Below are 26,354 nucleotides of genomic sequence, written 5' to 3' on the forward strand. Positions count from 1 at the left end.
ACTTAAGCTATTGATATTGAAAAAAGAATACCCTTTTGATCCTTCCATAAAGCATCAACTTATTATAGCCATAGGTATGGCTTTATGGATATTTACATTTCTTTATTTTACAGAGCCACTTGACGTTTCTGAGCTATATGATAATGAACGTTTATTTATTTTAGCTCTTTATGGACTTCTAGGTGCACTATGCTATGTGAGCATTCTTCCAATTCAATATTACTTATTCAAAAACAATAAAGAAAGATGGCTATTTGTACATGAGATAAGCTTTTTTCTTGTGTTTATAATTTGGTCATTTTTAGTAATGCGTAGTTTTTATCTGTATGTCGTAGTGCGTGGCGAACCTAATCCATACTCTCTCTATTACTATCTAACTTCTATTTTTCTTCCAGCAGTTCTTACAATATTTCCTATCGTATTGATAGGACGTTTTGGTTTTGGAAAATATAAAAACAAACAGATAGAAGAACAGAAAATAGAAATTAAAGGTGATGGAAACTACGAAGGAATAAGATTGTTGCTATCAGATTTAATAGCTCTAGAGGCATCAGATAATTATGTAGAAATTCATTTTCAAGATAGTGGAACCTACAAAAAGCAATTAATTAGAGCTCGGTTATCTCACTTAGAAAAATCATTACCTACTATGATGAGAACGCATCGATCGTATTTGATAAACCCGATGCATTTCTTATCATACAAAACAGATGCTGGTAAGTTAGGTCTAATCCTTTCGCATGAGATTTTTATACCTGTATCAAAAACATATACGAGTATCACAAAAGAGACCTTAAATTTTACCACAAATTAAAGGCATCTCATCCCAAAACCTTGTATTTACTGGTCTTTCTGATTTAGTGATTTTAGATTTGTTTCATAGATAATTTGCAATTCACTTTTAAAATCATGTACTATGAAAAGACGTATCACACTTTTAGTAGCTATTGTTTTTCTTTTTTCCGCTTTCGCGAAAGCGCAATCTACCCAAACATGCAATTGTGTAGAGGAACTCTCTTTTATTAATGAACAAATAAAAGAAATGACTTCTTTTAAGAAACAAATGAAAGGAGACAAACTCTCAGAGTACACAACTACCTTAAATCAATTAGAGCAAGAAGTTACTTCACAAATGAGTGTGACAGATTGCTTTTCCAAACTCAATGAACTGCTATCTGTTGTAAAGGATAAACATGCACACATACGTCACATGAAGCCTGTAATTACCTCCGAGATAATGGAACAAGGTGATGAATTAGAACGTTTTCGCGAAAGCGAACTATTTAAGAATCATCCTAAAAATAACATAAGCGTTGAAAAGCTCATAGAGAAATTATCTGAGAAGTCTTTTGAGAACATAGAGGGCATTTACAAGAAAAAGGATGGCATAACTATAGGCATTGTAAAAACAGGCAGCACATACGAAGGTATTGTACTTACTTCAGATAACAAAGTCTGGGCTCCTGGACAGATTGCTTATAAAATTATTCCTAACGGAGAAAATATGTATGATGTTCTTACCAGTGATATCATTGGTGGTAAATTAAGATTTGTAAGAGGATTACTACATTTTAATGGAAGTTTATGGCATTTGAAGAAAGAAGCTAGTAACTCTATTTCACAAATGAGTGTGAATCAATCTCCTTGGGATTTCAAACAACTTACACCAGATATTCAGTATGTGTATATGGGGACTTTTTCAAATAGCCGCAATAATGTAAAGGCTTTTAAAAAGTTTTATGAGGAAACTAAAGATAAGTTTACTGCAAAAAATATTATTGTAGATCTACGTGATAATTCTGGAGGAAACTCTAAGTACTCCGATCCATTTTACAAAATATTTAAAAAGAATAAAATGAATGTGTATGTCATTACAAATTTCTGGTGCGCGAGTAATGGTGAGCAATTTACCCTCAAGCTAAAAGGGTTAAAAAATGCAAAACATCTAGGCCAGCGCACGTATGGAGCCCTTGCTTATGGCTCTAATTATGGCAAACTAATAGAAACACCATCTGGCCAGTTTGCAATTTATCCTACAGATATGAATTTTCATAAATATCTAAATTATGAATATGTAGGTATCATCCCAGATATCAAATTAAGCTTTGACGAGGATTGGGTTACTCAGACTTTAGATATAATAAAGAACATCAACTAGCAAAGAGTGTGATAGCTGGTCAACTGGAGAAATAGTCTTGATAGTACTACTTCTCCATTGATTTTTACTTATGTCTTGACATAAGTGTTTTTTCTATATCACGCAGGTGAAACCCTTTTGCCTGTAATAAAACCATATAGTGAAACAATAGATCTGCGCTTTCATTAAGGAATAGATGATCGTTATCATCTTTTGCTTCAATAACCACCTCTACAGCCTCTTCTCCTACTTTTTGAGCTACTTTATTGATCCCACTTCTAAAGAGTGACGCGACATAAGAGTCTGCAGTATCTTTAGTATTCCAGCGATCTTCTATGACTTCTTCTAGATGTGATAAAAAGCCAAAGTTTGTTTTGTTACTATTACCCCAGCAGGTATCTGTCCCTGTATGACAAGTAGGCCCTTGAGGAGTCACTTGTACCAGCAAAGTATCATTATCACAATCTACCGCAATAGTATCTAGGTGTAAATAGTTTTTAGTCTCTTCTCCCTTTGTCCATAGTCGTTGCTTTGAGCGACTAAAGAATGTCACTTTATTTGTAGCAATTGTTTTCTCGTAAGCCTCATTATTCATAAAACCTAGCATCAAGACATTCTTAGTTCTTGAATCCTGAATAATTGCTGGCACGAGACCATTCTCGTATTTTTTAAAATCTATTTCCATTACTTTTTATTATGAACGAGTGTTATGATCTCATCGCAATACCTTGCGTGGTTAACTCTTGTTTTAAATCTGTTATTTCTATTTCCTTAAAGTGAAAAACACTTGCTGCAAGAGCTGCATCTGCCTTACCCTCTGTAAAAGCATCTGCAAAGTGTTGCATATTTCCAGCTCCTCCACTTGCAATTATTGGGATATTTAGACTTTCAGAAAGTCTAGCTAGTGCCTCGTTTGCAAAACCATCTTTTGTACCATCATTGTCCATAGAGGTAAAAAGGATCTCACCAGCACCACGCTCTTCTACTTCTTTTGCCCAGTCAAAGAGATTATGCTCTGTAGGTACTTTTCCTCCCACTAAATGTACAATCCACTCTCCTTCTATATACTTCGCATCTATAGCGACAACAATACATTGTGAGCCAAATTTTGCTACAAGCTCATTTATGAGTTCTGGTCTTTTTACAGCACTAGAGTTTATAGAAACTTTATCTGCACCATTTTGTAATAAAATATCGACATCTTCTACAGAAGATATTCCTCCGCCTACTGTAAATGGTATGTTTACCTGTGAAGCAACTCTTAATACTAGATCTGCAAGGGTCTTACGACGTTCTTCTGTTGCAGATATATCTAAAAAAACTAGCTCATCTGCTCCTGTATTAGAGTATAGCTTTGCTAGCTCCACTGGATCTCCGGCATCACGCAAGTTTACAAAGTTAGTTCCTTTTACGGTTCTACCATTTTTAATATCGAGACAAGGGATAATTCTTTTTGTAATCACGTGGCGCGTATAAAAGATTAGTTTTAAGGATGCAAATTTATACAAAAGTGCCGCTACTACCCCACAAAATGAAAACTGCTTTTCTTAAAGACTGCCAAAATATAACTCACATTCATAAACTCCTATTAAAACTGTGGTAATGTGCTGTTAAGTAGCAAAGCTTCACTCCGCCAATCAATTACTTTTATACTCCAAATAATAAAAACAATTAAGTTATGATTAAGATTATAGGAGTAATAGCGCTTGTTGCAGGAGCTATTATGCTAGTCCTCGGAGTTATGGGAATCTTTGGAAGTTTAAGTACTGGTATGAGTCCGTGGGCATTTACAATACTAGGTGTAATATTTTTCTTTGCGGGCATCTCATTACTAAAACATAGAAAAGATACAGACGCAATTGCATCTGATAAATAAATAACCTAAAAAAAATGGTGTAAATTAGTACTTCAAAACATCGATTATGACAGTACGACCATTTCATCTTGCTATTCCCGTAGATGACGTTGAGAAAGCAAGAGTTTTTTATAGAGATATTTTAAATCTACCTGAAGGCCGCAGCAGCGACCACTGGGTAGATTTTAACTTTTTTGGACACCAGCTAGTGATTCATTACAAGGAAAAATCTACTGTAGATGAAGTGCATAATGAAGTAGATGGTAAAGCGGTACCTGTGCCTCATTTTGGAGTTGTACTCGCTTGGGAAGATTTTGAAGCATTTGCCGAAAAAATAGCACCACACGTAGATTTTGTAATAGAACCTTATGTACGCTTTAAAGGTCTAACTGGAGAGCAAACTACAATGTTCTTTTATGACCCTTGTGGTAACGCGCTTGAGTTTAAAGCCTTTAGAAACGACTCTCAAATATTTGCCAAATAATATATGCAAACACTCAAACCTAACCTTTTACGACAGTTCTTTATCATCTTTTTAATCATCCTATTTGGGTGGTTAATATTTAAAGAGATGGCAACCTATCTATCAGGTATACTAGGTGCGATTACACTCTTTGTTTTATTACGTAAGTGGCAAGAATATCTAGTAAAAAAAAGAAAATGGAACTCTAGCGTTTCCGCTTGCGTTCTTATGGCAGGGTCATTTCTTGTAATACTAGTACCTATTGCTGGACTTGTATTAATGCTCACCTCAAAAATTAGTAAAGCGGTAGAAAATAGTGGTAAAGTCATAAACATTGTAAAAACAGAAATGGCAGATATAGAGTCTCGCTTTGGTCTCGATATCGCAAGCTCCATAGACACCAGTTCTGTAACAGACTGGATAAGTAGTAACCTTCAAGGGCTAGCCGGTGGGACCTTTAATGTATTTATCGCCATAGGTCTTATGTATTTTATGCTGTACTATATGCTTACTAATAGAAGGACTTTTAGAGAGTCTATGCTAGAGTATATACCCCTCAGTGAGAAAAACTTAAAACTCATAGGTAAAGATAGTCAGGAGCTTGTAAAGTCAAATGCCATAGGCATACCACTAGTAGCATTACTACAGGGACTTGTGGCACTTATAGGCTTTTTAATACTTGGCGTAGAAGATCCCTTTTTCTGGTTTGCAATTGTCACCGTTGGGTCTATGATACCATTTGTAGGTACCGCCTTAGGTATCGTACCTGTTTGCATCATTCTATACGCTGCTGGTGACATCTGGCAAGCCATCGTGATGATTATCTATGGTACGGTCGTAGTGGGCTCTACAGATAATCTTTTTAGACTCGTGATTCAAAAGCGACTGGCAGACGTTCACCCACTTATTACTATTATAGGGGTTATTGTAGGGGTACCTTTATTTGGATTTATAGGTCTCATTTTTGGACCTATTGTAGTGAGTATTTTTCTACTTATTGTAAAAATTTACAAACAAGAATATGGTAAAGAAAAACCTTCAGAACAAGAAGAAGTACTCTAAGTATCTGATTCTATAAGGTTACGCTTTCGCGAAAGCGGACTCACCCACCCTACTTCTATATTATTCAAAAATTCCTATCTTTCGCCACACAAAAACCATCATAGATGAAGATATTAGGTATCGACATAGGCGGAACGGGAATAAAAGGTGTCCCTGTAGATCTGGAAACAGAAGAGTACATTGGTGAACGTTTTAGAATAGAAACCCCGCGCCCTGCAAAACCTAAGGCTGTAGCAGATTGTGTACAGCAACTCGTAGATCACTTTAACTGGACAGGACCTATAGGAATAGGCTTTCCTACCGTTATCGTAGATGGTAAAGCTATGGCATATGGTAATATGCACAAGAGCTGGATGGGTGTACAGATAGATGAACTTTTTTCTAAAAAAACTGGTTTACCTTGCTCTGTTATAAACGATGCAGATGCCGCAAGTCTCGCCGAAGTTAGATACGGAGCGGGAAAAGATTTAAAAGGCCTGGTTGCTGTGATTACAGTAGGCACAGGTATAGGCTCTGGACTTTGCTATAACGGTAAACTCATCCCAAATTTTGAATTTGGTCGCATTCCATATAAGAAAAAGCCTATTGAAAAGTATGCAGCAAACTCTGTAAGAAAGGAAGAAAAACTCACTTTTAAAGAGTGGGCAGAGCGCTTTAATTTCTTTCTCAAAAATGTAGAGTTAATATGTACACCTAACCATTACATAATAGGCGGTGGTATAAGTAAGCATATGGCAGAATTTGAAAGATATCTTACTACAGATATTCCTATTGTTGCGGCAAAAACTAAGAATCACGCTGGCATTATAGGAGCTGCTTGTGGCTATCTAGATAAACTAGAACGCTAGTCTAGTATACAGATCTCCTACTACCACATCTTTTAGTTAACAATTGTTACGTGCAGGCGTTACTTCTTTTGCTTATTTTTAGAGTCTAACACTCAAAAAATAGCTTATAGAATGCGCTTATTACTCGTACTTACTACCCTACTATTAAGTAGCATATCTACACTCGCACAAAGCGGAAAGGTAGATATGGATTACTATTTACCTACAGATGTCACTTACAATCCAAATATCCCTACACCAGAAAGTGTTTTAGGCTACACACCTGGAGAGTGGCACGTGAGTCACGACAAGTTATCAGAATATATGCGCACGCTTGCAGCAGCAAGTGACCGTATCACTATAGAAAGTCGAGGGACTACCTTTGAGGGAAGACCTATTTTATTACTAACGGTCACCTCACCTAGTAATCACTCCAATATTGAAAACATACGTAAAGAACACGTAAAACTGGTAGAAGATGGCAGTGCTAGCTTGAGCACAAGCAGTATGCCTATTGTAGTATACCAAGGGATGTCTATACACGGTAATGAACCTTCTGGCGCAAACGCAGGACTTATAGCTGCATACTATCTCGCTGCCGCTCAAGGACCTAAAATAGATGCACTACTAGATAATACCATTATACTTTTTGACCCATCATTTAATCCAGATGGTTTACAACGTTTTGCTTACTGGGCAAATACAAATAAGAGCATAAACGTAAATGCAGACCCTCAAGACCGCGAGTATGACGAGGTCTGGCCAGGTGGTCGCACTAACCACTACTGGTTCGATATGAATAGAGACTGGCTTCCAGTACAACTACCAGAGTCAAGAGCGCGTATTAAGACATTTCATAACTGGTATCCTAACATTCTTACAGACCATCACGAGATGGGATCTAACAGTAGCTTTTTCTTTCAGCCAGGTATACAATCTCGTACACACCCACTCACACCTGCGCTTAACCAAGAACTCACAAAGCAAATAGGAAACTACCACGCAGCAGCACTAGATAAAATAGGTAGCTTTTACTATACAGAAGAGAGTTTTGATGATTTTTACTATGGTAAAGGATCTACCTTTCCAGACATAAATGGTGGTATAGGTATTCTCTTTGAGCAAGGAAGTAGCCGTGGCCACGCGCAAGAAACAGAAAACGGTTTACTTGAGTTTCCGTTTACGATACGTAACCAGTTTACAGCAATATTATCTACCCTTGAGGCTGCACAAGGTATGCGCAAGCAATTACTAGACTACCAACGTGACTTTTTTAAGAACGCTCGAGGCGAAAAAGGAAGTGGCGCATATGCTTTTGGTAGTGAGAAAGATGCAGGTAGCGCATATCACCTAGCAGAGGTGCTTAAAAGACATCAAATAAAAGTACACGAGGTTGCACAAGACTTCTCGCAAGATGGAGCAAACTTTAAAAAAGGAATGAGCTACATCGTCCCAAAAAACCAAAGACAGAGCCGCCTCATCAAAGCGATGTTTGAAAAGCGTACTACCTTTCAAGATAGTTTGTTTTATGATATAAGTGCTTGGTCTTTCCCACTCTCTTTTGGTGTAGATTTTACAGAAAATGCATCTTTAAGCAAAGCTGGCAACGAGATACAAGATTTAAAAAGAAAACCTACCCCAGCTGTAGGTACTAGTACCTATGCATACCTTATGGAGTGGCACGATTACTACACTCCTAAGGCGCTCAACACCATACTTAATAAAGGTATAAGAGCAAAGGTGGGTATGCAAAAATTTAGCGTAGAAGGTATCTCTTATGACTATGGTACCATTATGATACCTGTGCAAAATCAATCGCTTAATAAGCAAGAACTAGCTAGTTTTATAAACGAAGTGGCACAAGATGCAAATGTCACCATCAAGGCAGTAAGTACTGGCCTCACAAAAGGTATAGATCTTGGTAGTAACCAGTTTAGAGCATTAGAGCCTGCTCGCGTGGCAATGATAGTAGGTGAAGGTATCAACCCGTATGATGCGGGAGAGATGTGGCACCTATTTGACACGCGTTACAATATGCGTATCACAAAAATTGATACTAAAGATTTAGGTCGCGCAGACTTGTCTAGATACACAGATATTATCTTACCTAATTTATGGGGTAATGCTATAAATAAAGGCAACACAGATAAGATAAAACAATGGGTGCGATCTGGAGGAACTCTCATAGGTTATAAAAACGTAGCAAACTGGTTTGAAAGAAATAAGATGCTAGACATAGATTTTGTAAAAACTAAAAACCCTGCAAAAAACGTGAGCTTTGAGCAACGTAGAGATTTTACAGGAGCACAAGTAATAGGAGGTGCAATTTTTGAAGCAAAGCAAGATCGCTCACACCCTATTAACTTTGGATATACGGGTGATAAAGTATCTCTTTTTAGAAACACTACGCTATTTATAAAAGCAGACTCTACAAGTTACAAGAACCCTATACAGTATACTAAGTCACCGCTACAAGCTGGTTACATCTCTAAGATTAATCTTAAGGCTATCCCAGAGACAAGACCTTTTGTACATCAGAGTGCCGGTCGTGGTGAGGTTATCTTATTTACAGATAACACAAACTTTAGAGCGTTCTGGTATGGAACAAACAAACTGCTTATGAACGCTATTTTCTTCGGGAGCGAGATGTAATATTTATTTAAAAAAACTCAATTTCAGATAATGAAAATAGATTATTCAACAAAAACCACGGCACAACTGCTCTCTAACTTAAATATGATTAAGGTGCTCATTGTTGCCCTACTCATCATCTTATCATTACTTATAGGCATATCTATTTATGGTATGCTCACAAAGGACGATAATGCCACATTTATAGCAACCCTAGCGGTAGGCTTATGCTGTTCGGCAACATTGCCTATGCAGTTTATGTCTAAAAAAGCAATCAAAGCAGAATTAATAAAGAGAGAGGAGACATTATAAATAGAAACGTATTACGCTTTCGCGAAAGCGTACTCAACTCAATTATTTTTATAACTTTACACCACATTATGAATTTAGTCACAACATATAAACATACCTCGTGCACACTGCTGCGCCAGACTTGATATGTTGTCACTATATGATTATAAGAAGTAACGATATTAAAGAGTCCGGCCACCACGCTGGACTCTTTATATTTATGGGCAAGCGTAGGTCTTAACAAGCTAACCAACCAACTGTATGAAAACACTGCTACGCAATTACCTTAAAACCTTTGATGGCCTATCAAGAGAGATCTGGTGGTTGTCACTCATCACGCTCATTAATAGATCTGGGGCGATGGTTATCCCGTTCTTGTCTATTTACCTCAATAAGAGTTTACATTTTAGCCTACAAGACGTCGCCTGGATAATGACTTCGTACGGTCTAGGTTCTTTTGCTGGTGCTTGGATAGGCGGTAAACTAAGTGATGTAATAGGGTATTATAAAGTCATCTTATTAAGCCTGTTACTCACTGGTATTAACTTTTTATGGGTAATGCACGTAGAGAGTTTCTGGATGATGTGTATTTCATTCTTTGTTCTTATTGCAGTGGCAGATATGGGACGCCCTGCTTTTTTTGTAGCACTAAGCGCCTACTCAAAACCAGAAAATAAAACGCGGTCATTAACACTCATTAGGCTTGCAATTAATCTAGGCTTTTCTGTGGGGCCAGCTATAGGTGGTTTTCTTATAGCACTCGCTGGCTATAAGACATTGTTTTATGTAGACGGTATCACCTGCTTGCTTGCGGGTGTACTTATGATGCAAGTACTCAATCCTAAAAAGACTAAAGAGTTAGATAAAGAAGTAGTTGTTCAGAACCCAGTAAAACCTCTTAAGGATACGCCTTATGTATTATTCTTAATAGCACTTGCGCTTTTTGGGATCATATTTGTACAATATTTTTCTACTGTACCGCTTTATTACAAGGATGCCTATAAACTTGATGAAGACGCCATAGGTCTCATACTAGCGCTTAATGGCGCACTCATTGTTGTGTTTGAAATGCCACTCATAGCCTGGATGGAAAAAAAGGCGCTTACTAACGTGCAAAGTACCATTGTAGGTTTGCTTATGACGGGCGCAAGTTTTCTATTACTGCTGTGGGAGACTTGGGTAGGTGTTGTTGTGATAGGTATGGTAATCGCAACCTTTGGAGAGATGATTTCCTTCCCTTTTAGCAACAAATTTGCGTTAGACAGATCTAAGCTAGGGAGACAAGGAGCATATATGGGTGTTTACAGTATGTCATTTTCTGTAGCCCATATTTTTGGTCACAACAGCGGGATGCAAATTACTGCATATTATGGCTTTCAGACCACTTGGATATTTTTGATAGGGCTCACACTTATTGCCTGGCTCCTACTCTACATTGTAAAGAGAATGCTTGCCAAAGAAACCCTATGAGAACTCGTATCTTTATCATTAAAAAAAGAACCTAATGAAATATTATATACTACTACTTACAACGCTTATATTAATAGGTTGCAATACAGAACCTAAAACTATAGAACAGCCCGCTGTTACTAATGAGGTTGATAACGCTTTCGCGAAAGCAAAACCAGTACTAGACTCAACGCGCTACAATGTAGCCTTCTTAATTATGGATGGCACTTTTAACACGGAGCTTACGGCACCTTTTGACATTTTTCAGCATACTATTTACAGAGAGAATATAAAAGCGATGAATGTTTTTACAGTAGCAAATACCCTACAACCCGTGCGTACCTTTGAGGGGATGTATCTCCTACCAGACTTTGACTATACTAGCGAAGACCTACCTAAAATAGATATACTAGTTGTACCAAGTGCAGAGCATCACCTGGATACAGATCTGGAGGATGAAGCACTCATTAACTTTGTAAAACAAGTAGATAAAGAAGCTATGTATGTAACCTCACATTGCGATGGTGCTTTTGTACTAGCAAAGGCAGGTTTACTAGACAACAGTGTCTCAACGACCTTCCCGAGTGACATCGATAAGATGCGTGAGACGTTTTCTAATCTTGATATTAGAAAAAATGTATTATTTGTGCACGATGGGAAGTATATCACCTCTGTTGGAGGTGCTAAAAGTTTTGAAGCCGCTCTCTATCTCACCGAACTTCTTTACGGGGCAGAAATTGCAAGATCACTAGCCGGAGGATTAGTGATAGACTGGAAACTAGATGATGTACCGCACCTCATAACAAAGTAATAATATGGAAAATTCAAAAATCACAACCGTCATATTTGACTTAGGAGGCGTTCTCATAGACTGGAGCCCCGAGTATGTATATCTCAAAGAATTTAGAGGCGATAGAGAGAAAATGGACTGGTTTTTAGAACACATTTGTGCTTGGGACTGGAATGTAAATCAAGATGCGGGCTATTCATTAGAAAAAGCAACCCAAGAGCGCATCGCAATGTTTCCGGAGTATGAAGATCTCATAAAAATGTATTACGGTCGCTGGGAGGAGATGCTCGGTTTTACACACCTAGACACGCTCAAAATATTAAAAGAACTAGTAGATAATCCGGACTATAGAGTGCTAGCATTAACAAACTGGAGCGGAGAAACCTTTCCTGTTGCGCTCGAAAAGTTTCATTGGCTGCAGTGGTTTGAAGGAATTCTGGTCTCTGGTGATGAAGGTACACGCAAACCTTTTAAAGAAATTTACGACCTTATGCTAGACAGGTATAATATTAATCCAGCAGAGGCTGTTTTTATAGATGACAGTCTTAACAATATTGAGGGCTGTAAACGCTCTGGCATAGCCGGAATTCACTTTAAAAATGCAAAAACACTAGCTGTACAACTTAGAACACTAGGTGTACACGTAACTTTACAATAATTATATAATGATTAAAATATATCACAATCCTCGTTGTACAAAAAGTAGACAAGGTCTAGCATTGCTAGAAGAATCTGGAAAAGAATTTGAGGTTATAAAATACCTAGACAATCCTCTATCAGATAAAGAGCTTACTGCCATTATCAAAATGCTTGATATTACACCTATGCAACTGGTAAGAAAAGGCGAAGCTATCTGGAAAGAAAATTATAGAGGAAAAGAACTTAGTGATCTAGAAATTATAGCTGCAATGTCTCAACATCCTAAATTAATAGAACGTCCCATTGTAGTTCTCAAAAAAAAGGCCGTTATTGGACGACCTCTAGAAAATATAGAAAAGCTCTTGAGCTTATAATTTTTAAAATAAATAATATGAAAGTAATTATCGCAGTAGTCCTTTTTGCCTTTGTTGGAATGTCAAATGTTCAAGCGCAAAGCCCTAGCGTAAATACTGTAAATACAGAAAAAGTGAGTGAGATTGATATGCTTACACAGAAACTCAATCTTAGTCCAGAGCAAGTAGCAAATATTTCTAAGACTATAAAAGCTTTTAAATCTACAGAAGATAGACTTAGAGCCGGAGGTCTTAGTGCTGCAGATAAGAAAGAAGAGCTTGCAAAACTTGCCAAACGTAAAGACGGTAACATGCAAACGTTTCTGACTAAAGAACAATATGCGGCATATTTAAAGCTTTAATAGCTCCATCATTTATCTTAAAACAACATAGTTTTAGTAAAACTGATTTAAGGTCAAAGTATTATATAAAAAAAGTCACTCGTTATGAGTGACTTTTTTTTTCTATACTTATAAATCTTGTTACGCATCTTTATGCATAAAAGATTGTTTAGCTAGTAATACTTCGTCTGTTTCTACATGGTCATCATCTGGAACACAGCAATCTACCGGACATACTGCCGCACATTGAGGTTCATCATGAAAACCTTTACACTCAGTACATTTATCTGGAATGATGTAGTAAATCTCATCACTCACAGGCTCTTGCGCCTCGTTTGCATCTACCTCTTTTCCGTTAGGAAGTACAACAGTTCCATCTAGATCTGTTCCATCTGCATAGCGCCAGTCGTCTGCACCTTCATAAATGGCAGTGTTAGGACACTCAGGCTCGCAAGCTCCACAGTTTATACATTCGTCTGTTATGATAATTGCCATAGTTTTCTTTTTGGGTAACTTTGCACAAAAATAACGCCTAGACACCGATTTGCCAAAACCTATGACGCTTCAACTACGAATTAACGCTTTTATTGAGCTAGGAAAATTTTTAAGTCAGTTTACACGTGACTCAATTACAAGGAAAGAGGGAGTATTACATAATGACCTTTTCTTTGACGGAATGCAGCATCAGTTTAAACTAGCTAGTGAAAACAACGGTTGGTTTACTAAAGAAAATATACTTTTTGCACTTGAAGGATGGGCAGAATCCCTTACTCAAGAAAAACTTACCGAGTGGCTTAGTGGGTATGATAACGCTTTCGCGAAAGCGCAACCACAACAAACCGTTGCCGTAATTATGGCTGGGAATATTCCATTAGTAGGTTTCCATGACTTTATGTGCGTATTAATTGCCGGACATAAATTTGTAGGTAAACAATCCTCTAATGATAGGCATCTTCTCCCCTTTCTTGCAAAATATCTAGAATATGCAGAGCCTGCTTTTAAAGAAACCATAAGCTTCACCGAAGATAAATTACCAGCGCACGACGCCGTTATCGCAACTGGCAGCGACAATACCGCTAGATATTTTGAATATTACTTTGGTAAAAAGCCTAATATTATTCGTAAAAACAGAAATTCTGTTGCCATACTCACCGGTAATGAAACAGAAGACGAGCTTATCGCATTAGGCGAAGATATTTTTAGATATTACGGTTTAGGATGCCGCAACGTAGCCAAACTCTATGTTCCTATTGATTATAATTTTGACGCCTTTTTTAAGGCTATCTATCACTGGAATGACATCATGAACGGTGCAAAGTATGCAAATAATTATGACTACAATAAAGCCGTGTATTTGATGAGCCTTTTTGAGCTGTTAGAGAATGGTTTCTTAATGCTTAAAGAAGATGAAAACTACGGCTCACCTATTGCTTCGCTATTTTATGAAAAATACGAATCGATAGAAAGCCTAGTTGAAAAGCTTGAAAAAGATAAAGATCGTATACAATGTGTAGTAGGAAATATTGCACTTGAAGGAAAAGTGAAGGAGCTCACTCCTATCGGAAAAACTCAAAAACCTGAGCTTTATGATTATGCTGATGGGGTTGATACTATTACATTTTTGACAACATTATAGCCAATATTTTATCGATTTATCTGTGGGTTTTTCTAACGATTTGGGCATCTTTGTAATGCACAAAACGCATAAAAACGCACACCATGAAGAAGCACAACTTTAGCGCAGGACCTTGTATTTTACCTCAAGATGTTTTTAAAGAAGCATCACAAGCTATATTAGACTTTAACGATTCTGGTTTATCCATACTGGAGATTTCTCACAGAAGTAAAGACTTTGTAGATGTAATGGATGAGGCTAGACAACTGGCTTTAGAGCTATTAGGTCTAGAAGGTAAAGGTTATAAAGCGCTCTTTTTACAAGGAGGTGCGAGCACACAATTCTTAATGACTGCATATAACTTATTGCAATCTAAGGCTGGTTATATAAATACTGGAACTTGGAGTGATAAAGCAATAAAGGAAGCTAAGCTTTTTGGAGAGATTGTAGAGGTTGCATCAAGTAAAGAGGCAAACTTTAATTACATCCCCAAAGGATACTCAATTCCAGAAGGACTAGATTATTTGCACCTTACCAGTAACAATACCATTTTCGGGACACAGATAAAAGATTTTCCTGAAGTAGACTGTCCTCTTATATGTGATATGAGTAGTGACATCTTCTCTAGAGAGATAGATTTTGGACAATTTGATCTTATCTACGCAGGTGCTCAAAAAAATATGGGACCAGCAGGTACTACACTAGTAGTAATACGTGAAGACATCTTAGGGAAAGTGACACGTCAAATACCTTCTATGCTCAATTATGAAACGCATATAAGTAAAGGAAGTATGTTTAACACACCTGCAGTCTATGCAGTATATGTATCTATGCTTACAATGAGATGGCTTAAAAATCTAGGTGGTGTAAAAGCGATTGAAGAAATCAATAATAAAAAAGCAACACTGCTTTATAGTGAGATTGAGCTTAACCCATTATTTAAAGGATTTGCTGCCAAAGAAGATAGATCTACAATGAACGCTACATTCTCACTAACAGATGGAGATCTTAAAGATGCCTTTGACGCCATGTGGAAAGAAGCCGGTATAAACGGTCTTAATGGACACAGAAGTGTAGGAGGTTACAGAGCATCTATGTATAACGCCCTCTCTATGGACAGTGTAGGTGTACTAGTAGACGTAATGAGCGAGCTAGAAAGAAAAGCATAATTAAAAAAACGCATACAACACTATATACTATGAAAGTATTAGCAAACGACGGAATATCACAAACAGGAGTTGACGCGCTTACCGCAGGAGGCTTTGAAGTAATTACTACAAACGTAGCTCAAGATCAACTTGAGAACTATATTAACACAAATGAAATAGATGTTATACTTGTGCGTAGTGCAACTACAGTGCGCAAGGAATTAATAGACGCTTGCCCATCTATAAAAGTTATAGGCCGTGGTGGTGTAGGTATGGATAACATTGATGTACAATATGCACGTGATAAAGGACTTCACGTGATTAATACACCGGCAGCATCTTCGGCATCTGTTGCAGAGCTTGTTTTTGCTCACCTTTACAATGGTGTACGTTTTCTGTTTGACTCAAACAGAAATATGCCTCTAGATGGTGATACAAAATTTAAAGGTTTAAAGAAAGCTTACGCGAAAGGAACCGAGCTACGTGGTAAAACACTTGGTGTTATCGGTTTTGGACGTATAGGTCAAGAAACTGCAAAAATTGCTTTAGGTGTAGGGATGAAAGTAATCTTTCACGACCCATTTACAGAAGAGGCTACTGTTGAAGTTCCTTTCTTTGATGGACAGTCGGTTTCATTTACAATAAAATCTTCTTCAAAGGAAGATGTGCTAAAATCTGCAGATTTTGTGACTCTTCACGTTCCTGCACAAAAAGACTATGTAATAGGTAAGCCAGAGTTTGAACTTATGAAAGATGGTGCAGCAATTGTAAATGCAGCTCGTGGTGGCGTTATTGATGAAGTAGCTCTTATAGCAGCTTTAGACAGTGGTAAATTATCATTTGCAGGTCTAGACGTTTTTGAGAACGAACCTACTCCAGCGGTACAAGTACTTATGAATCCTAAGGTAAGCCTTACGCCACACATAGGTGCGGCAACTGGTGGTGCTCAAGATCGCATAGGTACAGAGCTAGCAGACCAGATTATGAGCATTTTAAAATAATGCAGCGAGATCAAACATTTGACTTCTAACTTATCATAATTTGCTTTTTATCGACAATATTAATCAAAACACCCTCTTGGGTGTTTTTTTTATACTTGTTTGTAAAACCAGTTATATTAATTCGTAAATTGAAATCTCACAATTTAAACTAAAAATAATATGTCAGGATTACTAGATCTACTTAATGGACCAATAGGAAAAACGCTCATCCAAGGAGCTAGCGCAAAAGCTGGACAATCTGAAGGAGATACTGCAAACGTATTAAGTATGGCTTTGCCAGTACTTATGGGTGCAATGAAAAAAAATGTACAAACTCCAGAAGGTGCTGCTGGATTAATGGGAGCTTTAAGTGGAAAACATAGTGGTGGTATTCTTGATCAACTAGGAGATCTTATGGGTAACGGAGGACCTAGTGACGAAGTAGTAAATGATGGTGCTGGAATTTTAGGACACTTACTAGGTGGTAACCAGCCACAAGTAGAAAATGCATTAAGTAGCAAAACAGGTATGGATGCTGGATCTATCGCACAAATACTTAAAGTTGCTGCGCCAGTACTTATGGGTGTGTTAGGAAAACAAACACAGCAAAATAACGTAAGTGACGGAAGCGGTATGAATGCGCTCTTAGGAAGCATGCTAGGAGGACAACCTCAAGAAAACCAAAGTCTTATTACAACATTACTTGATTCTGACGGCGACGGAAGCATCTTAGATGACGTAGCTGGAATGGTACTAGGAAGCAATAAAGCAAAAGGTGGTATAGGTGGACTTCTAGGAGGACTCTTTGGAAAATAATTTATTGAACCATATATTCCTATAAAAAGAGTGCCTTTTAGGCACTCTTTTTTTGTTTACTCAGTGAGAGGTATCACTTGCTCATTATAGGTTTAAATAAAAATTTCTTCTCTGTAAGTTTATAATGCATACCGATTATAGTTAACACTTCGATAAAATAGATATCTATCCAAGGTAAAACCCTTAACTTTAAGAATATGAAAAAGATAATTTACTTAGCAATTCTCACCGCAACCATAATAGGTTGTGCAACCACAAGTGGAACAAAAGATATAGGCAATACTGCAGATAATGCATCAGATACAATACGAATTGCAAATGACAGTCTCGAATATGAAATTATTATCATTGAACCTGGTTTTAATACATGGCTCGTTACACAACGTCCTAGAGGGTTTTATGGTCAGTTTTTCTTAGAAAACAAAAATAGATTTTATGTTACTGAATATAATAATAGAGTAAATAACCTAACACAGTACGACCCTAATCTATATATCCAGCGCATAGATTATAATTCAAATACCGATTATGGGTATGAAGTTAATTATCTATTATATAATTGGTTCGAATTTTTTCAAGAACGCAACAATCAGAAACTACGATAATCGTATTTTTGCAGCGTTATGAAAGACTTTAAAAAACGCTGGGAAATCACTCAAAACTGGCAATTTATACATATTATTCTCGGTTTGATAGCTGCTCTTTTTTCGGCATATTTAATTGCTCGAGCTATTTATGTGCCGGCATATGACACTTCTGTACCCGTAGCAACTATTTTACTCAGTCTGCCCATTGCTTTCCTTATTGTTTGGATAACGCTTTGGCTATTTAAAAAACTCTATTCTAGATGGGGAGTAACATATCGCTGGGAACTTATTGCAATATTTCTTGCTTTTGCCGTAACTGGCTCAACAGCAGGTAGGTTATCAAATCCGTTAATGGATTTGATAGGCTTAGGAAAAGATGTCACAAGCGGCTGGATCTATTGGCCTGTTAGAATCTTGTTAATTTTTCCTATTTATCAAGTGCTTTTAGTGATATTTGGTTGGTTATTTGGTCAGTATACATTCTTTAAGGCGTTTGCTACAAAAATGGTTTCGAGAATGGGATTAGGCTTTATATTCTCAAAGTAGATTTTGAAAGAACATAAATTACATACTTTTTATCGCGCAGCTGCATTACTTGTAATGTTTGCATTTATGCTGCCTGCAATTGTTTCTTTCATTCATAGTACAGAAAATCACACACATTACGACACCTGTTCATTTGGTAATAAAACTCACGTACACGAGAAGACTCTAGATTGTGATCTAGGAGATCTTCATATTGTTAAAGTAGGAGTTTACGCTTTCGCGAAAGCGTACAAAACAATCACATTACCCAACTTAAAAGAAGTAGATGTTTTACCTAAAGCATTTTACAAAAACATTGTCCTAAGTTCCTCAGACCGTGGACCACCGTCTTGTTAAGCATTGAATAACATTCAATAATTAGCAAAACAAATTTTATGAAATTTTATTTATGGCTTAGCATTGCCTTGCTGAGCATTACAGTTACAGCACAAGAGTGCTCGTACACTTTATCTGGATACATTATAGATTTACACGATAATGAAGTGCTTGAAGGAGCAACCATTATTATAGTAGGTTCTGAGCGATCTGTGAGAACAGATGCCCAAGGAAAATATGTGATTACAGATCTTTGTGAGGACCAGTATACACTACAGGTATCTCATCCTGCGTGTGAGACACAACTTGTAAAAGTAACTTTAAGCGGTAATACAACTCGCACTATTAATATGGAGCATCACCTAGAGTCTCTAGGCGATGTAGAGGTTGTTGCACACGCTCATAAAAGTAAAAGCCGTACAGCGACAGAGAGTGTGGTAGACCACAACATCTTAGAAAATAACAGCGCAGCATCACTAGGTGATGCGCTTAAAAATCTAAGTGGTGTTACCTCATTAAACACGGGTAACTCTGTTGTAAAGCCTGTGATACAGGGACTACACTCCAGCAGGGTAGTACTTATTACAGAAGGCACGCGCTTGCAAGATCAAGAATGGGGTGTAGAACATGCTCCTAATATAGATGTAAATGCGGCTGGTGAAGTCACAGTTATTAAAGGAGCAGCAGGATTGCAATATGGTGGTGATGCTATAGGAGGCACCATTATCATAGAGCCAGAGCAGGTACCTGTAAAGGATACCCTTTTTGGAAGAACAATTATAACCGGAGCGACCAATGGTCGTGGAGGTTCTCTGACTACTTCTTTAATAAAATCATATAATAACGGCTGGTATGGAGGCATAAATGGAACTTTGAAACGATTTGGGGATTTTGAAGCGCCAGATTATGTACTAAGTAACACAGCTCTGTATGAGAGAGACCTTTCTGTACGTATAGGAGTTAATAAATATCGTTACGGTGTAGAGGCTAGCTACTCGATTTTTGACAAAGAATCTGGTATTTTACGCTCATCGCACGTAGGTAATGCTGCAGATCTCTCGGTTGCTATAAACAGCCAAGAGCCCTTTGTAGTGGAGCCATTTACGTATGATATTAATGCCCCTAGACAGGAAGTAAAACATCAGATTGCAAAACTAAAGTCATTTTATCGCTTTGATAACTTTGGGAAGTTAAGTGCTCAGGTAGATTACCAGCGCAATAACAGACTAGAGTTTGACATACGTCGCGATAGCGATGACTTAAGACCATCTATTGATTTACAACTTGAAACTATAGGAGGGAAAATAGATTTTGACTACACGGCAGATAATACCATTACCGCAAAGGTGGGTATTTCTGGAAGGTACCAAGATCACTTTCCTGACCCCGTTACCGGAGTGAGGAGACTAATACCAGATTACCAAGGTTATGATTTTGGTATTTATGTGTTAGGTTCTAAAGACTTTGGAATGTGGACTATAGAAGCAGGAGCAAGATATGATTACAACCGCATCAATGCAGAGAAGTTTTACATCACTAGCCTCTGGGAAGCCAGGGAATATGATGTAAACTTTGCTCAGTTTGTTGTTGAAGAATTTGAAAATCAAATATTTGTAAAACCAGAATTTGAGTATCATAATTTCTCAGCAACAGCAGGAGCCTCTTATGAGGTAAATGATGCGACTACGGTTTCCTTAAACTATGCACTAGCATCACGCTCGCCTAATGTATCAGAATTATTTTCTGATGGATTACACCAGAGTGCTGCCCGTCTAGAGCTAGGTGACCTAAGTTTTAATCAAGAAGTCGCAAATAAAATTTCATTAAATTTCACAAGATCTACAGACACTTGGAGTTTTACTATTGCTCCGTTTGCAAACTTTATAGAGGATTTTATCCTTATAGAGCCTACAGGTGTACAGCAAACGTTAAGAGGTAGTTTTCCTGTATGGGAGTATAGACAGACACAAGCTAGACTGTTAGGTTTTGACATAGATAACAACGTTCAAGTAACAGATCGTTTTGAATTTTCTAATCAGTTTTCACTAGTAAAAGGAAAGGATGTAACCTTTGACAGAGCTTTAATTAATGTGCCTTCGGCGAGTACGCGTAACAGTGTTACGTATACGATGCCGTCTGTAAATAACTTGAAGCTGTCACTTGAGAGTAACTATGTATTTCGTCAAAATGAGTTTCCAGACACAAACTTTGACGTTTTTCTACCTGAGACTAACACAACAGAGTTAGTAGATATAAGCACACCTCCCGATGCGTATCATCTTCTCAACTTTAGAAGCTCTATTGATTTTGCAATAAATGATAAGAGCAATCTTAACGTAGGTCTTATGGTAAACAATCTATTTGACACCTCTTACAGGGAGTACTTAAATCGCCAGCGCTATTTTGCAGACGATCTAGGTAGAAATTTTTTATTACAACTTAAAATTAATTATTAAAATCACGCTTTCGCGAAAGCGTAACAACACACAAACAATGAAAAACTTTAGAAATTACACACTTATCGCCCTTACTGCCATTAGCCTTGCAGCTTGTTCTAGTGATGACGATGCAGACATTCCAGAAATAATCAATGAAGAAGAGGTAATAACAACCTTAAATCTTACACTACAGTCTGGCGCAGAAACGATCGTTCTTACATCACAAGATCTTGATGGAGATGGTCCTAACGCACCTACAATTACAGTCTCTGGCAACTTAGATGTAAGCACTGTTTATAACGGTACTGTAGAGTTTCTTAACGAAACAGAAAGCCCAGCAGAAGATATTACCGAAGAGGTAGAAGAAGAGGCAGATGAGCACCAAGTATTTTATACTCCAAGTGCAGGAGTAGATGCAGCGATTGCATACGGTAACTTTGATAGTGATAATAACCCACTTGGTACTGTAGTGACAATTACTACCGGAGCAACTGCTGGTACAGGTACACTTACAGTTACCCTACGTCACGAGCCTACTAAGCCTAACGATGGAACGTTAAGTGATGCTGGTGGTGAAACTGATATTCAAGTTACTTTTCCTGTTACTGTTGAGTAATGTAAAGTAAGTATACTTTTAATAATAAAAGGGATAGCGCACTAGCGCTATCCCTTTTATTATTTTATGATCTATTTCCTACTGTTGCTGTGCTGCCTGCGCTCCTTCTTGCTCTGGTTTTTCAAAAAGACTCATTACTGCTCTTCCTAAAAACTCTGTTACATCACCTGCTATAAGTCCTTCTATTCCATATTGATTTACAGCAACATCTGCTGCAAGACCGTGAAAGTATACTCCCATCATAGCGGCTTCCATAGGATGATATCCTTGTGCTATATGCCCAGTGATAACTCCTGTAAGCACATCTCCTGTTCCTGCTGTAGACAATCCAGGGTTACCAGTAGTGTTTATATATAAATTCATATCATAAACGGTAATCGTATGAGCACCTTTAATTACGATAATAACATTATGATTTTTGGCAAATTTTGCCGTTTTCTCTAGCTTATCAAAGTCGTCATCCCACTTGCCTATTAAACGCTCAAGCTCACCTGGATGTGGCGTAAAAATAGATAATGGAGGTACTTGCTCCATAAGTGATGGTCGTTTTGAAATGATATTAATCGCATCTGCATCTATCACTAGTGGTTGTTTTTGCTTCTTTAAGAACGACTCCATTGCTCTTACCGTTTTCTCATCGGTTCCCATTCCTGGACCTATTGCAATCGCATTTGCTTCGGTTTGAAAATCAATTTCTTCAAACACTTTTCCATTATAATTATCGGTCTCTACCATTACTTCTGGAAGCGCCGTTTGTAATATAGGAACGCCTATTTGCGGTACATAAGCCGTCACAAGACCACTACCCGCTCTAAGAGCAGCTTTACTAGCAAGTTGCACAGCACCCATTTTTCCAAAACTTCCTCCTATAATTAAGCTATGGCCGTACATTCCCTTGTGAGAATACTGCGACCTCCCTTTGTACATCTGCTGAATTTCCGGTTTTGAAATTAGCGTAACATCAGTAGGAGTTTTTGCGAGAAATTCTGGATCTAGACCTATATCAATAGTATCCCACATATTTATATACTTGCCTGTTTCTGGTAAAAAGAAAGCAAGTTTTGGTGACATAAAACTGAGCACAAACGTAGCATGTACAATTACATCATCTTTATCTGCGCCTCTATCTGTGTACATCCCAGACGGGATATCGATAGAAAGTGTGTAAGCCCTAGACTCATTTATTTTTACAAAAAGTGCTTTTACCCAATCATCTGGACATCTGTTAAGCCCTATCCCAAAGATTCCATCTACCACAATATCTTGCGGACTTATCTCTGGGAAGTTTTCTACTCCCTTAATAATTTCTGGCCATTTTTTTACTTCGCTCTTTAGAGCATCATAGGCTTTTAAAAAGTCTGGAGAACGCTTGTCATTACAGTGTACAATATACGTGTCTACATTATAGCCATTTTTAAGAAGTAACCTTGCTATCACTAAGGCATCACCGCCGTTATTACCGATACCACAAAATACTTTTATAGGCACAGGCTGCCCTTGTAAACGCTGGTTCATCCACTCATAAACGTAACCACCGGCGCGTTCCATGAGATTATAAGATGGAATCCCTTCCTTTTCAATGGTTGCTTTATCTGCTTCGTAAATTTGTTTGGCGCTGTATATTTTCATTTAGCTATAATTAGGTAGTTTCTCCATCTTTATGAAGAAAAATGTTTTAAAATTCATTAAATATTCACGAAAGTAAACTTCAAATTATCACATTATCAGTATCGTGCTAGAAGTACGTCAAGAATTGTCATATCCTTAAAACTAAGAGCTTCTTCTTGCCTCCTTAGGTAAATGTACTACATTTAACATATCAGAAACAAGATGAGAACAACACAATACACTTCGATTTTCTTGACTACCACTATTACTATTGGTACGATTACCCCGTTGGGGTTATAGTCGTACATATCACCTATCTATTACTTGCGCGAGCAAGGATCTCTTCCACACACAAATTAATTAGTTTATTCATACCATTTTCGCTTTTGCGAAAATGTAAAATTGCATACTATGCGCATATTAAAATTTGGAGGCACTTCTGTGGGGAGTGTTAAAAACATAGAAAAAGTAATCGCTATTGTAAACCATCAAGCAGCTTCACATCCAGTAGCTGTTGTTGTTTCGGCAGTGGGTGGAATTACAGATTTATTGCTAAAAGCCGGAACGCTTGCCGCTCAAAAAAACGAAACTTATAAGGATGTATTTTTAGAAATACACCAAAAGCATACGGCGTTTGCAAAAGCACTTACCGAAGGTGATGCTATAGTAATGGCAGATATAAGTGCACTTATGTCGCACTTAGACGACTTACTCAAGGGTATTTTCTTAATCAACGAGCTTTCTCCTAAAACACTAGACAAGCTCGCTGCATTTGGAGAGCTTACCAGCAGCCGTATCATAACAGCAGCCTTCAACCATCAAGGGATTGAAGCCACATTAAAAGATAGTAGACAACTTATCATTACCGATGGTAATCATACCAAAGCCAGTGTATTGTATGATCGCACTAATGAAAATATCAAGGAATTTTTCGCGAAAGCGTCACAAAACATCACCATTCTAGGAGGATTTATTGCGAGTACTGCTACGGGGGAAACAAGTACACTAGGTCGTGGTGGCTCAGATTTTACTGCGGCTATAATTGCAGCTGCGCTAGAAGTCGATCAACTTGAAATATGGACAGATGTCAGTGGGATGTTCTCTGCAAACCCGAAGCTTGTAAAACAGGCAAAACCTATACGTGACATATCATATCACGAGGCGATGGAGTTATCGCATTTTGGAGCAAAGGTGCTCTACCCTCCTACTATTGTGCCTGCGCTTAGTAAAAGCATTCCTATTTATATCAAAAATACGATGGCTCCAGATGAGGCTGGAACTCGTATAGGTGAGCAAGAAGGAAGTAATGGAAACCCTATTAAGGGAATCTCTCATATAAGTGATGTTGCACTACTCACGCTAGAAGGCGCAGGAATGGTGGGAATTTCTGGAATTTCAAAACGCCTTTTTGAAGTACTCTCTTTACAGCAAATAAATGTGATCCTTATTACACAGGCTTCTAGCGAACATAGCATCTGTATCGGTGTGATGGAGGCTGATGCCTTGCGTGCAAAAACAGCAATAGAAACAGAGTTTGCTTACGAGTTATCACTACGTAAGATTGATCCGGTGATTGTCGAGACGTCTCTTGCCATTATTGCACTCGTAGGAGAATCTATGAAAAGTCATCAAGGGATTTCTGGTAAAATGTTCTCCACACTTGGTAAAAACAACGTGAATATACGGGCCATTGCACAAGGAGCGAGTGAGAAAAATATCTCTGCAGTAATTGCCGAGAAAGATGTGAAGAAAGCACTTAACAGCCTGCATGAAGTTTTCTTTGAAGGAAACAGAAAGCAAATTAACCTCTTCATTACAGGTGTAGGAAATGTGGGAGCAAAACTCCTAGATCAAATTAACAGTCAGAAAAAATATCTGAAAGACCATCTCAACCTTAATATAAGAGTTCTAGGACTTTCAAACAGTCGCAAAATGCTCGTCTCAGATCAAGCTATTGATTTAGATAATTGGGAAGAAGCGCTTGCACAAGGTGAGAAGGCAGATATTGTTCGCTTTCGCGAAAACGTAATCGCTCTCAACCAGCGCAACTCAGTTTTTGTAGATATTACTGCAAATGAACCCGTAGCGATGGCATATGAAGAATACTTGAGAAATAGCATCGCAGTAGTTGCATGTAATAAAATTGCTGCCGCTGGAAAACAAGAATACTATGCAAATCTTAAACGATTAAGCAGAAAATATAATGCTCCATTTAAGTTTGAAACCAACGTAGGTGCTGGTTTACCTATAATAGACACTTTACAGAACCTTATCGCGTCTGGTGATAGTATTACTAAAGTACAAGCGGTACTTTCTGGTAGTCTCAACTTTGTTTTTAATAACTTTAAAAGCGGTGATAGCTTTTATGATGTAGTACAACAAGCCAAAGAAGAAGGCTACACAGAGCCAGATCCTCGTATTGATTTAAGTGGTGTAGATGTGGCACGTAAAATTCTTATACTCGCAAGAGAAAGCGGACTTGAATTAGAGCTAGAAGATATTGTAAACTTACCTTTTTTAACCAAAAACAATCTAGAAAGCACAGACGTTCCTCACTTCTTTGAAACACTTAAAGAAGATACAGCACACTTTGAAAAACTAGTTGCCGATGCTACAGCAGCAGGAAAACGCCTTAAATATGTAGCACAGTTGGATAATGGTAAAGCAAGTGTAGGCTTACAGTCTGTAGGTGCAGACAGTCCGTTTTACAACCTTGAAGGGTCTGACAATATTGTTTTATTTTACACGGCACGCTACCCAGAGCAGCCGCTCATTGTAAAAGGTGCAGGTGCAGGAGGAGATGTTACTGCCAGCGGACTCTTCAGCGATATCATAAGACTTAGATAA

27 protein-coding genes are annotated in these 26,354 nt (G+C 37.8%); 23 read left to right on the forward strand and 4 right to left on the reverse strand.

The features are described from left to right. Positions 1-16 precede the first annotated feature (16 nt). Together SJY23_RS13520 and SJY23_RS13525 are read left to right on the forward strand one after the other, a co-directional pair. Complete coding sequence (locus SJY23_RS13520; RefSeq protein WP_396596750.1) at positions 17-814, forward strand: LytTR family transcriptional regulator DNA-binding domain-containing protein; 798 nt, start codon at positions 17-19, stop codon at positions 812-814. A gap of 102 nt (positions 815-916) precedes the next feature. After that, positions 917-2,158: a S41 family peptidase gene (locus tag SJY23_RS13525; protein ID WP_396596751.1), complete on the forward strand. Its 1,242-nt coding sequence runs from the start codon at positions 917-919 to the stop codon at positions 2,156-2,158. 64 nt (positions 2,159-2,222) lie between these two features. Here SJY23_RS13525 and hisIE read toward each other — a convergent pair whose 3' ends face one another. After that, positions 2,223-2,822 (reverse strand): bifunctional phosphoribosyl-AMP cyclohydrolase/phosphoribosyl-ATP diphosphatase HisIE, encoded by a 600-nt coding sequence (gene hisIE, locus SJY23_RS13530; RefSeq protein ID WP_396596752.1) that lies wholly within the window; start codon positions 2,820-2,822, stop codon positions 2,223-2,225. A 22-nt stretch (positions 2,823-2,844) separates the two neighbouring features. Continuing rightward, positions 2,845-3,600 (reverse strand): imidazole glycerol phosphate synthase subunit HisF, encoded by a 756-nt coding sequence (gene hisF, locus SJY23_RS13535; RefSeq protein ID WP_396596753.1) that lies wholly within the window; start codon positions 3,598-3,600, stop codon positions 2,845-2,847. A gap of 215 nt (positions 3,601-3,815) precedes the next feature. Between hisF and SJY23_RS13540 the strand changes: the two genes are divergently transcribed. From SJY23_RS13540 to SJY23_RS13590, 11 genes are all read left to right on the forward strand, one after another. Further along, positions 3,816-4,013 carry a hypothetical protein gene (locus SJY23_RS13540; protein ID WP_035336675.1) on the forward strand — a complete coding sequence of 66 codons (198 nt, stop codon included), beginning with the start codon at positions 3,816-3,818 and terminating at the stop codon, positions 4,011-4,013. Positions 4,014-4,059: 46 nt separating this feature from the next. Next, positions 4,060-4,476 carry a VOC family protein gene (locus SJY23_RS13545; protein WP_035336674.1) on the forward strand — a complete coding sequence of 139 codons (417 nt, stop codon included), beginning with the start codon at positions 4,060-4,062 and terminating at the stop codon, positions 4,474-4,476. 3 nt (positions 4,477-4,479) lie between these two features. Then, positions 4,480-5,517: an AI-2E family transporter gene (locus SJY23_RS13550; RefSeq protein ID WP_021778861.1), complete on the forward strand. Its 1,038-nt coding sequence runs from the start codon at positions 4,480-4,482 to the stop codon at positions 5,515-5,517. A gap of 104 nt (positions 5,518-5,621) precedes the next feature. Next, positions 5,622-6,365 carry a polyphosphate--glucose phosphotransferase gene (ppgK, locus tag SJY23_RS13555; RefSeq protein ID WP_035336672.1) on the forward strand — a complete coding sequence of 248 codons (744 nt, stop codon included), beginning with the start codon at positions 5,622-5,624 and terminating at the stop codon, positions 6,363-6,365. A 111-nt stretch (positions 6,366-6,476) separates the two neighbouring features. Continuing rightward, positions 6,477-8,996 carry a M14 family metallopeptidase gene (locus SJY23_RS13560; RefSeq protein ID WP_396596754.1) on the forward strand — a complete coding sequence of 840 codons (2,520 nt, stop codon included), beginning with the start codon at positions 6,477-6,479 and terminating at the stop codon, positions 8,994-8,996. Between the two features lie 30 nt (positions 8,997-9,026). Further along, a complete protein-coding gene (locus SJY23_RS13565) occupies positions 9,027-9,287 on the forward strand; it encodes a hypothetical protein (protein WP_021778858.1) in 261 nt (86 codons plus the stop codon). A 240-nt stretch (positions 9,288-9,527) separates the two neighbouring features. After that, positions 9,528-10,736 carry an MDR family MFS transporter gene (locus SJY23_RS13570; RefSeq protein ID WP_396596755.1) on the forward strand — a complete coding sequence of 403 codons (1,209 nt, stop codon included), beginning with the start codon at positions 9,528-9,530 and terminating at the stop codon, positions 10,734-10,736. Between the two features lie 34 nt (positions 10,737-10,770). Continuing rightward, positions 10,771-11,526 carry a DJ-1/PfpI family protein gene (locus tag SJY23_RS13575; RefSeq protein WP_396596756.1) on the forward strand — a complete coding sequence of 252 codons (756 nt, stop codon included), beginning with the start codon at positions 10,771-10,773 and terminating at the stop codon, positions 11,524-11,526. A 4-nt stretch (positions 11,527-11,530) separates the two neighbouring features. Next, entirely contained in the window at positions 11,531-12,163 is a 633-nt protein-coding gene (locus tag SJY23_RS13580; RefSeq protein ID WP_396596757.1) for an HAD family hydrolase, read from the forward strand. Between the two features lie 7 nt (positions 12,164-12,170). Beyond that, positions 12,171-12,518 carry an arsenate reductase (glutaredoxin) gene (gene arsC, locus SJY23_RS13585; RefSeq protein WP_396596758.1) on the forward strand — a complete coding sequence of 116 codons (348 nt, stop codon included), beginning with the start codon at positions 12,171-12,173 and terminating at the stop codon, positions 12,516-12,518. Between the two features lie 17 nt (positions 12,519-12,535). Further along, entirely contained in the window at positions 12,536-12,859 is a 324-nt protein-coding gene (locus SJY23_RS13590; RefSeq protein ID WP_035336664.1) for a hypothetical protein, read from the forward strand. Between the two features lie 120 nt (positions 12,860-12,979). Here the strand turns inward: SJY23_RS13590 and SJY23_RS13595 are convergent, their stop codons facing one another. Next, positions 12,980-13,333, reverse strand: coding sequence for a 4Fe-4S dicluster domain-containing protein (locus SJY23_RS13595; protein ID WP_035336662.1), 354 nt, complete (start codon positions 13,331-13,333; stop codon positions 12,980-12,982). A gap of 61 nt (positions 13,334-13,394) precedes the next feature. Here SJY23_RS13595 and SJY23_RS13600 point away from each other — a divergent pair, with 61 nt between their 5' ends. The 9 genes from SJY23_RS13600 (at position 13,395) to SJY23_RS13640 (ending at position 21,899) form a co-directional block, all read left to right on the forward strand. After that, the gene (locus SJY23_RS13600) at positions 13,395-14,474 is read left to right on the forward strand and encodes an acyl-CoA reductase (RefSeq protein WP_396596759.1); all 1,080 of its coding nucleotides are present in this window, start codon (positions 13,395-13,397) and stop codon (positions 14,472-14,474) included. Between the two features lie 83 nt (positions 14,475-14,557). Next, on the forward strand, positions 14,558-15,622 hold the full coding sequence (gene serC / locus SJY23_RS13605) for a 3-phosphoserine/phosphohydroxythreonine transaminase (protein ID WP_396596760.1): 1,065 nt from the start codon (positions 14,558-14,560) through the stop codon (positions 15,620-15,622). A gap of 29 nt (positions 15,623-15,651) precedes the next feature. Then, positions 15,652-16,602, forward strand: coding sequence for a D-2-hydroxyacid dehydrogenase (locus tag SJY23_RS13610; protein ID WP_035336659.1), 951 nt, complete (start codon positions 15,652-15,654; stop codon positions 16,600-16,602). Between the two features lie 159 nt (positions 16,603-16,761). Continuing rightward, positions 16,762-17,397, forward strand: coding sequence for a DUF937 domain-containing protein (locus SJY23_RS13615; RefSeq protein WP_035336657.1), 636 nt, complete (start codon positions 16,762-16,764; stop codon positions 17,395-17,397). A gap of 197 nt (positions 17,398-17,594) precedes the next feature. After that, positions 17,595-18,002 carry a DUF6146 family protein gene (locus SJY23_RS13620; RefSeq protein ID WP_035336656.1) on the forward strand — a complete coding sequence of 136 codons (408 nt, stop codon included), beginning with the start codon at positions 17,595-17,597 and terminating at the stop codon, positions 18,000-18,002. 18 nt (positions 18,003-18,020) lie between these two features. After that, positions 18,021-18,530 carry a DUF6787 family protein gene (locus SJY23_RS13625; RefSeq protein WP_035336655.1) on the forward strand — a complete coding sequence of 170 codons (510 nt, stop codon included), beginning with the start codon at positions 18,021-18,023 and terminating at the stop codon, positions 18,528-18,530. A 3-nt stretch (positions 18,531-18,533) separates the two neighbouring features. Then, positions 18,534-18,866 carry a hypothetical protein gene (locus tag SJY23_RS13630; RefSeq protein WP_396596761.1) on the forward strand — a complete coding sequence of 111 codons (333 nt, stop codon included), beginning with the start codon at positions 18,534-18,536 and terminating at the stop codon, positions 18,864-18,866. A gap of 38 nt (positions 18,867-18,904) precedes the next feature. Further along, positions 18,905-21,301: a TonB-dependent receptor gene (locus SJY23_RS13635; protein ID WP_396596762.1), complete on the forward strand. Its 2,397-nt coding sequence runs from the start codon at positions 18,905-18,907 to the stop codon at positions 21,299-21,301. A gap of 37 nt (positions 21,302-21,338) precedes the next feature. Further along, on the forward strand, positions 21,339-21,899 hold the full coding sequence (locus tag SJY23_RS13640; protein WP_396596763.1) for a type 1 periplasmic binding fold superfamily protein: 561 nt from the start codon (positions 21,339-21,341) through the stop codon (positions 21,897-21,899). Positions 21,900-21,977: 78 nt separating this feature from the next. Here SJY23_RS13640 and SJY23_RS13645 read toward each other — a convergent pair whose 3' ends face one another. After that, positions 21,978-23,528, reverse strand: a complete 1,551-nt coding sequence (locus tag SJY23_RS13645; RefSeq protein WP_396596764.1) for an NAD(P)H-hydrate dehydratase — start codon at positions 23,526-23,528, stop codon at positions 21,978-21,980. Between the two features lie 390 nt (positions 23,529-23,918). Here SJY23_RS13645 and thrA point away from each other — a divergent pair, with 390 nt between their 5' ends. After that, complete coding sequence (gene thrA, locus SJY23_RS13650) at positions 23,919-26,354, forward strand: bifunctional aspartate kinase/homoserine dehydrogenase I (RefSeq protein WP_396596765.1); 2,436 nt, start codon at positions 23,919-23,921, stop codon at positions 26,352-26,354.

Source organism: Dokdonia sp. R86516 (genome assembly GCF_044596715.1).
Taxonomy (GTDB): Bacteria; Bacteroidota; Bacteroidia; order Flavobacteriales; family Flavobacteriaceae; genus Dokdonia.

Coding starts and splice junctions, on each gene's coding strand:
- SJY23_RS13645 (WP_396596764.1), bottom strand. CDS start 23,528: ATGAAAATATACAGCGCCAAACAAATTTACGAAGCAGATAAAGCAACC.
- SJY23_RS13595 (WP_035336662.1), bottom strand. CDS start 13,333: ATGGCAATTATCATAACAGACGAATGTATAAACTGTGGAGCTTGCGAG.
- SJY23_RS13565 (WP_021778858.1), top strand. CDS start 9,027: ATGAAAATAGATTATTCAACAAAAACCACGGCACAACTGCTCTCTAAC.
- serC (WP_396596760.1), top strand. CDS start 14,558: ATGAAGAAGCACAACTTTAGCGCAGGACCTTGTATTTTACCTCAAGAT.
- hisIE (WP_396596752.1), bottom strand. CDS start 2,822: ATGGAAATAGATTTTAAAAAATACGAGAATGGTCTCGTGCCAGCAATT.
- SJY23_RS13590 (WP_035336664.1), top strand. CDS start 12,536: ATGAAAGTAATTATCGCAGTAGTCCTTTTTGCCTTTGTTGGAATGTCA.
- SJY23_RS13640 (WP_396596763.1), top strand. CDS start 21,339: ATGAAAAACTTTAGAAATTACACACTTATCGCCCTTACTGCCATTAGC.
- SJY23_RS13600 (WP_396596759.1), top strand. CDS start 13,395: ATGACGCTTCAACTACGAATTAACGCTTTTATTGAGCTAGGAAAATTT.
- SJY23_RS13540 (WP_035336675.1), top strand. CDS start 3,816: ATGATTAAGATTATAGGAGTAATAGCGCTTGTTGCAGGAGCTATTATG.
- SJY23_RS13610 (WP_035336659.1), top strand. CDS start 15,652: ATGAAAGTATTAGCAAACGACGGAATATCACAAACAGGAGTTGACGCG.
- SJY23_RS13615 (WP_035336657.1), top strand. CDS start 16,762: ATGTCAGGATTACTAGATCTACTTAATGGACCAATAGGAAAAACGCTC.
- SJY23_RS13545 (WP_035336674.1), top strand. CDS start 4,060: ATGACAGTACGACCATTTCATCTTGCTATTCCCGTAGATGACGTTGAG.
- SJY23_RS13560 (WP_396596754.1), top strand. CDS start 6,477: ATGCGCTTATTACTCGTACTTACTACCCTACTATTAAGTAGCATATCT.
- SJY23_RS13550 (WP_021778861.1), top strand. CDS start 4,480: ATGCAAACACTCAAACCTAACCTTTTACGACAGTTCTTTATCATCTTT.
- SJY23_RS13620 (WP_035336656.1), top strand. CDS start 17,595: ATGAAAAAGATAATTTACTTAGCAATTCTCACCGCAACCATAATAGGT.
- SJY23_RS13570 (WP_396596755.1), top strand. CDS start 9,528: ATGAAAACACTGCTACGCAATTACCTTAAAACCTTTGATGGCCTATCA.
- SJY23_RS13580 (WP_396596757.1), top strand. CDS start 11,531: ATGGAAAATTCAAAAATCACAACCGTCATATTTGACTTAGGAGGCGTT.
- SJY23_RS13635 (WP_396596762.1), top strand. CDS start 18,905: ATGAAATTTTATTTATGGCTTAGCATTGCCTTGCTGAGCATTACAGTT.
- ppgK (WP_035336672.1), top strand. CDS start 5,622: ATGAAGATATTAGGTATCGACATAGGCGGAACGGGAATAAAAGGTGTC.
- arsC (WP_396596758.1), top strand. CDS start 12,171: ATGATTAAAATATATCACAATCCTCGTTGTACAAAAAGTAGACAAGGT.
- SJY23_RS13575 (WP_396596756.1), top strand. CDS start 10,771: ATGAAATATTATATACTACTACTTACAACGCTTATATTAATAGGTTGC.
- SJY23_RS13525 (WP_396596751.1), top strand. CDS start 917: ATGAAAAGACGTATCACACTTTTAGTAGCTATTGTTTTTCTTTTTTCC.
- SJY23_RS13625 (WP_035336655.1), top strand. CDS start 18,021: ATGAAAGACTTTAAAAAACGCTGGGAAATCACTCAAAACTGGCAATTT.
- thrA (WP_396596765.1), top strand. CDS start 23,919: ATGCGCATATTAAAATTTGGAGGCACTTCTGTGGGGAGTGTTAAAAAC.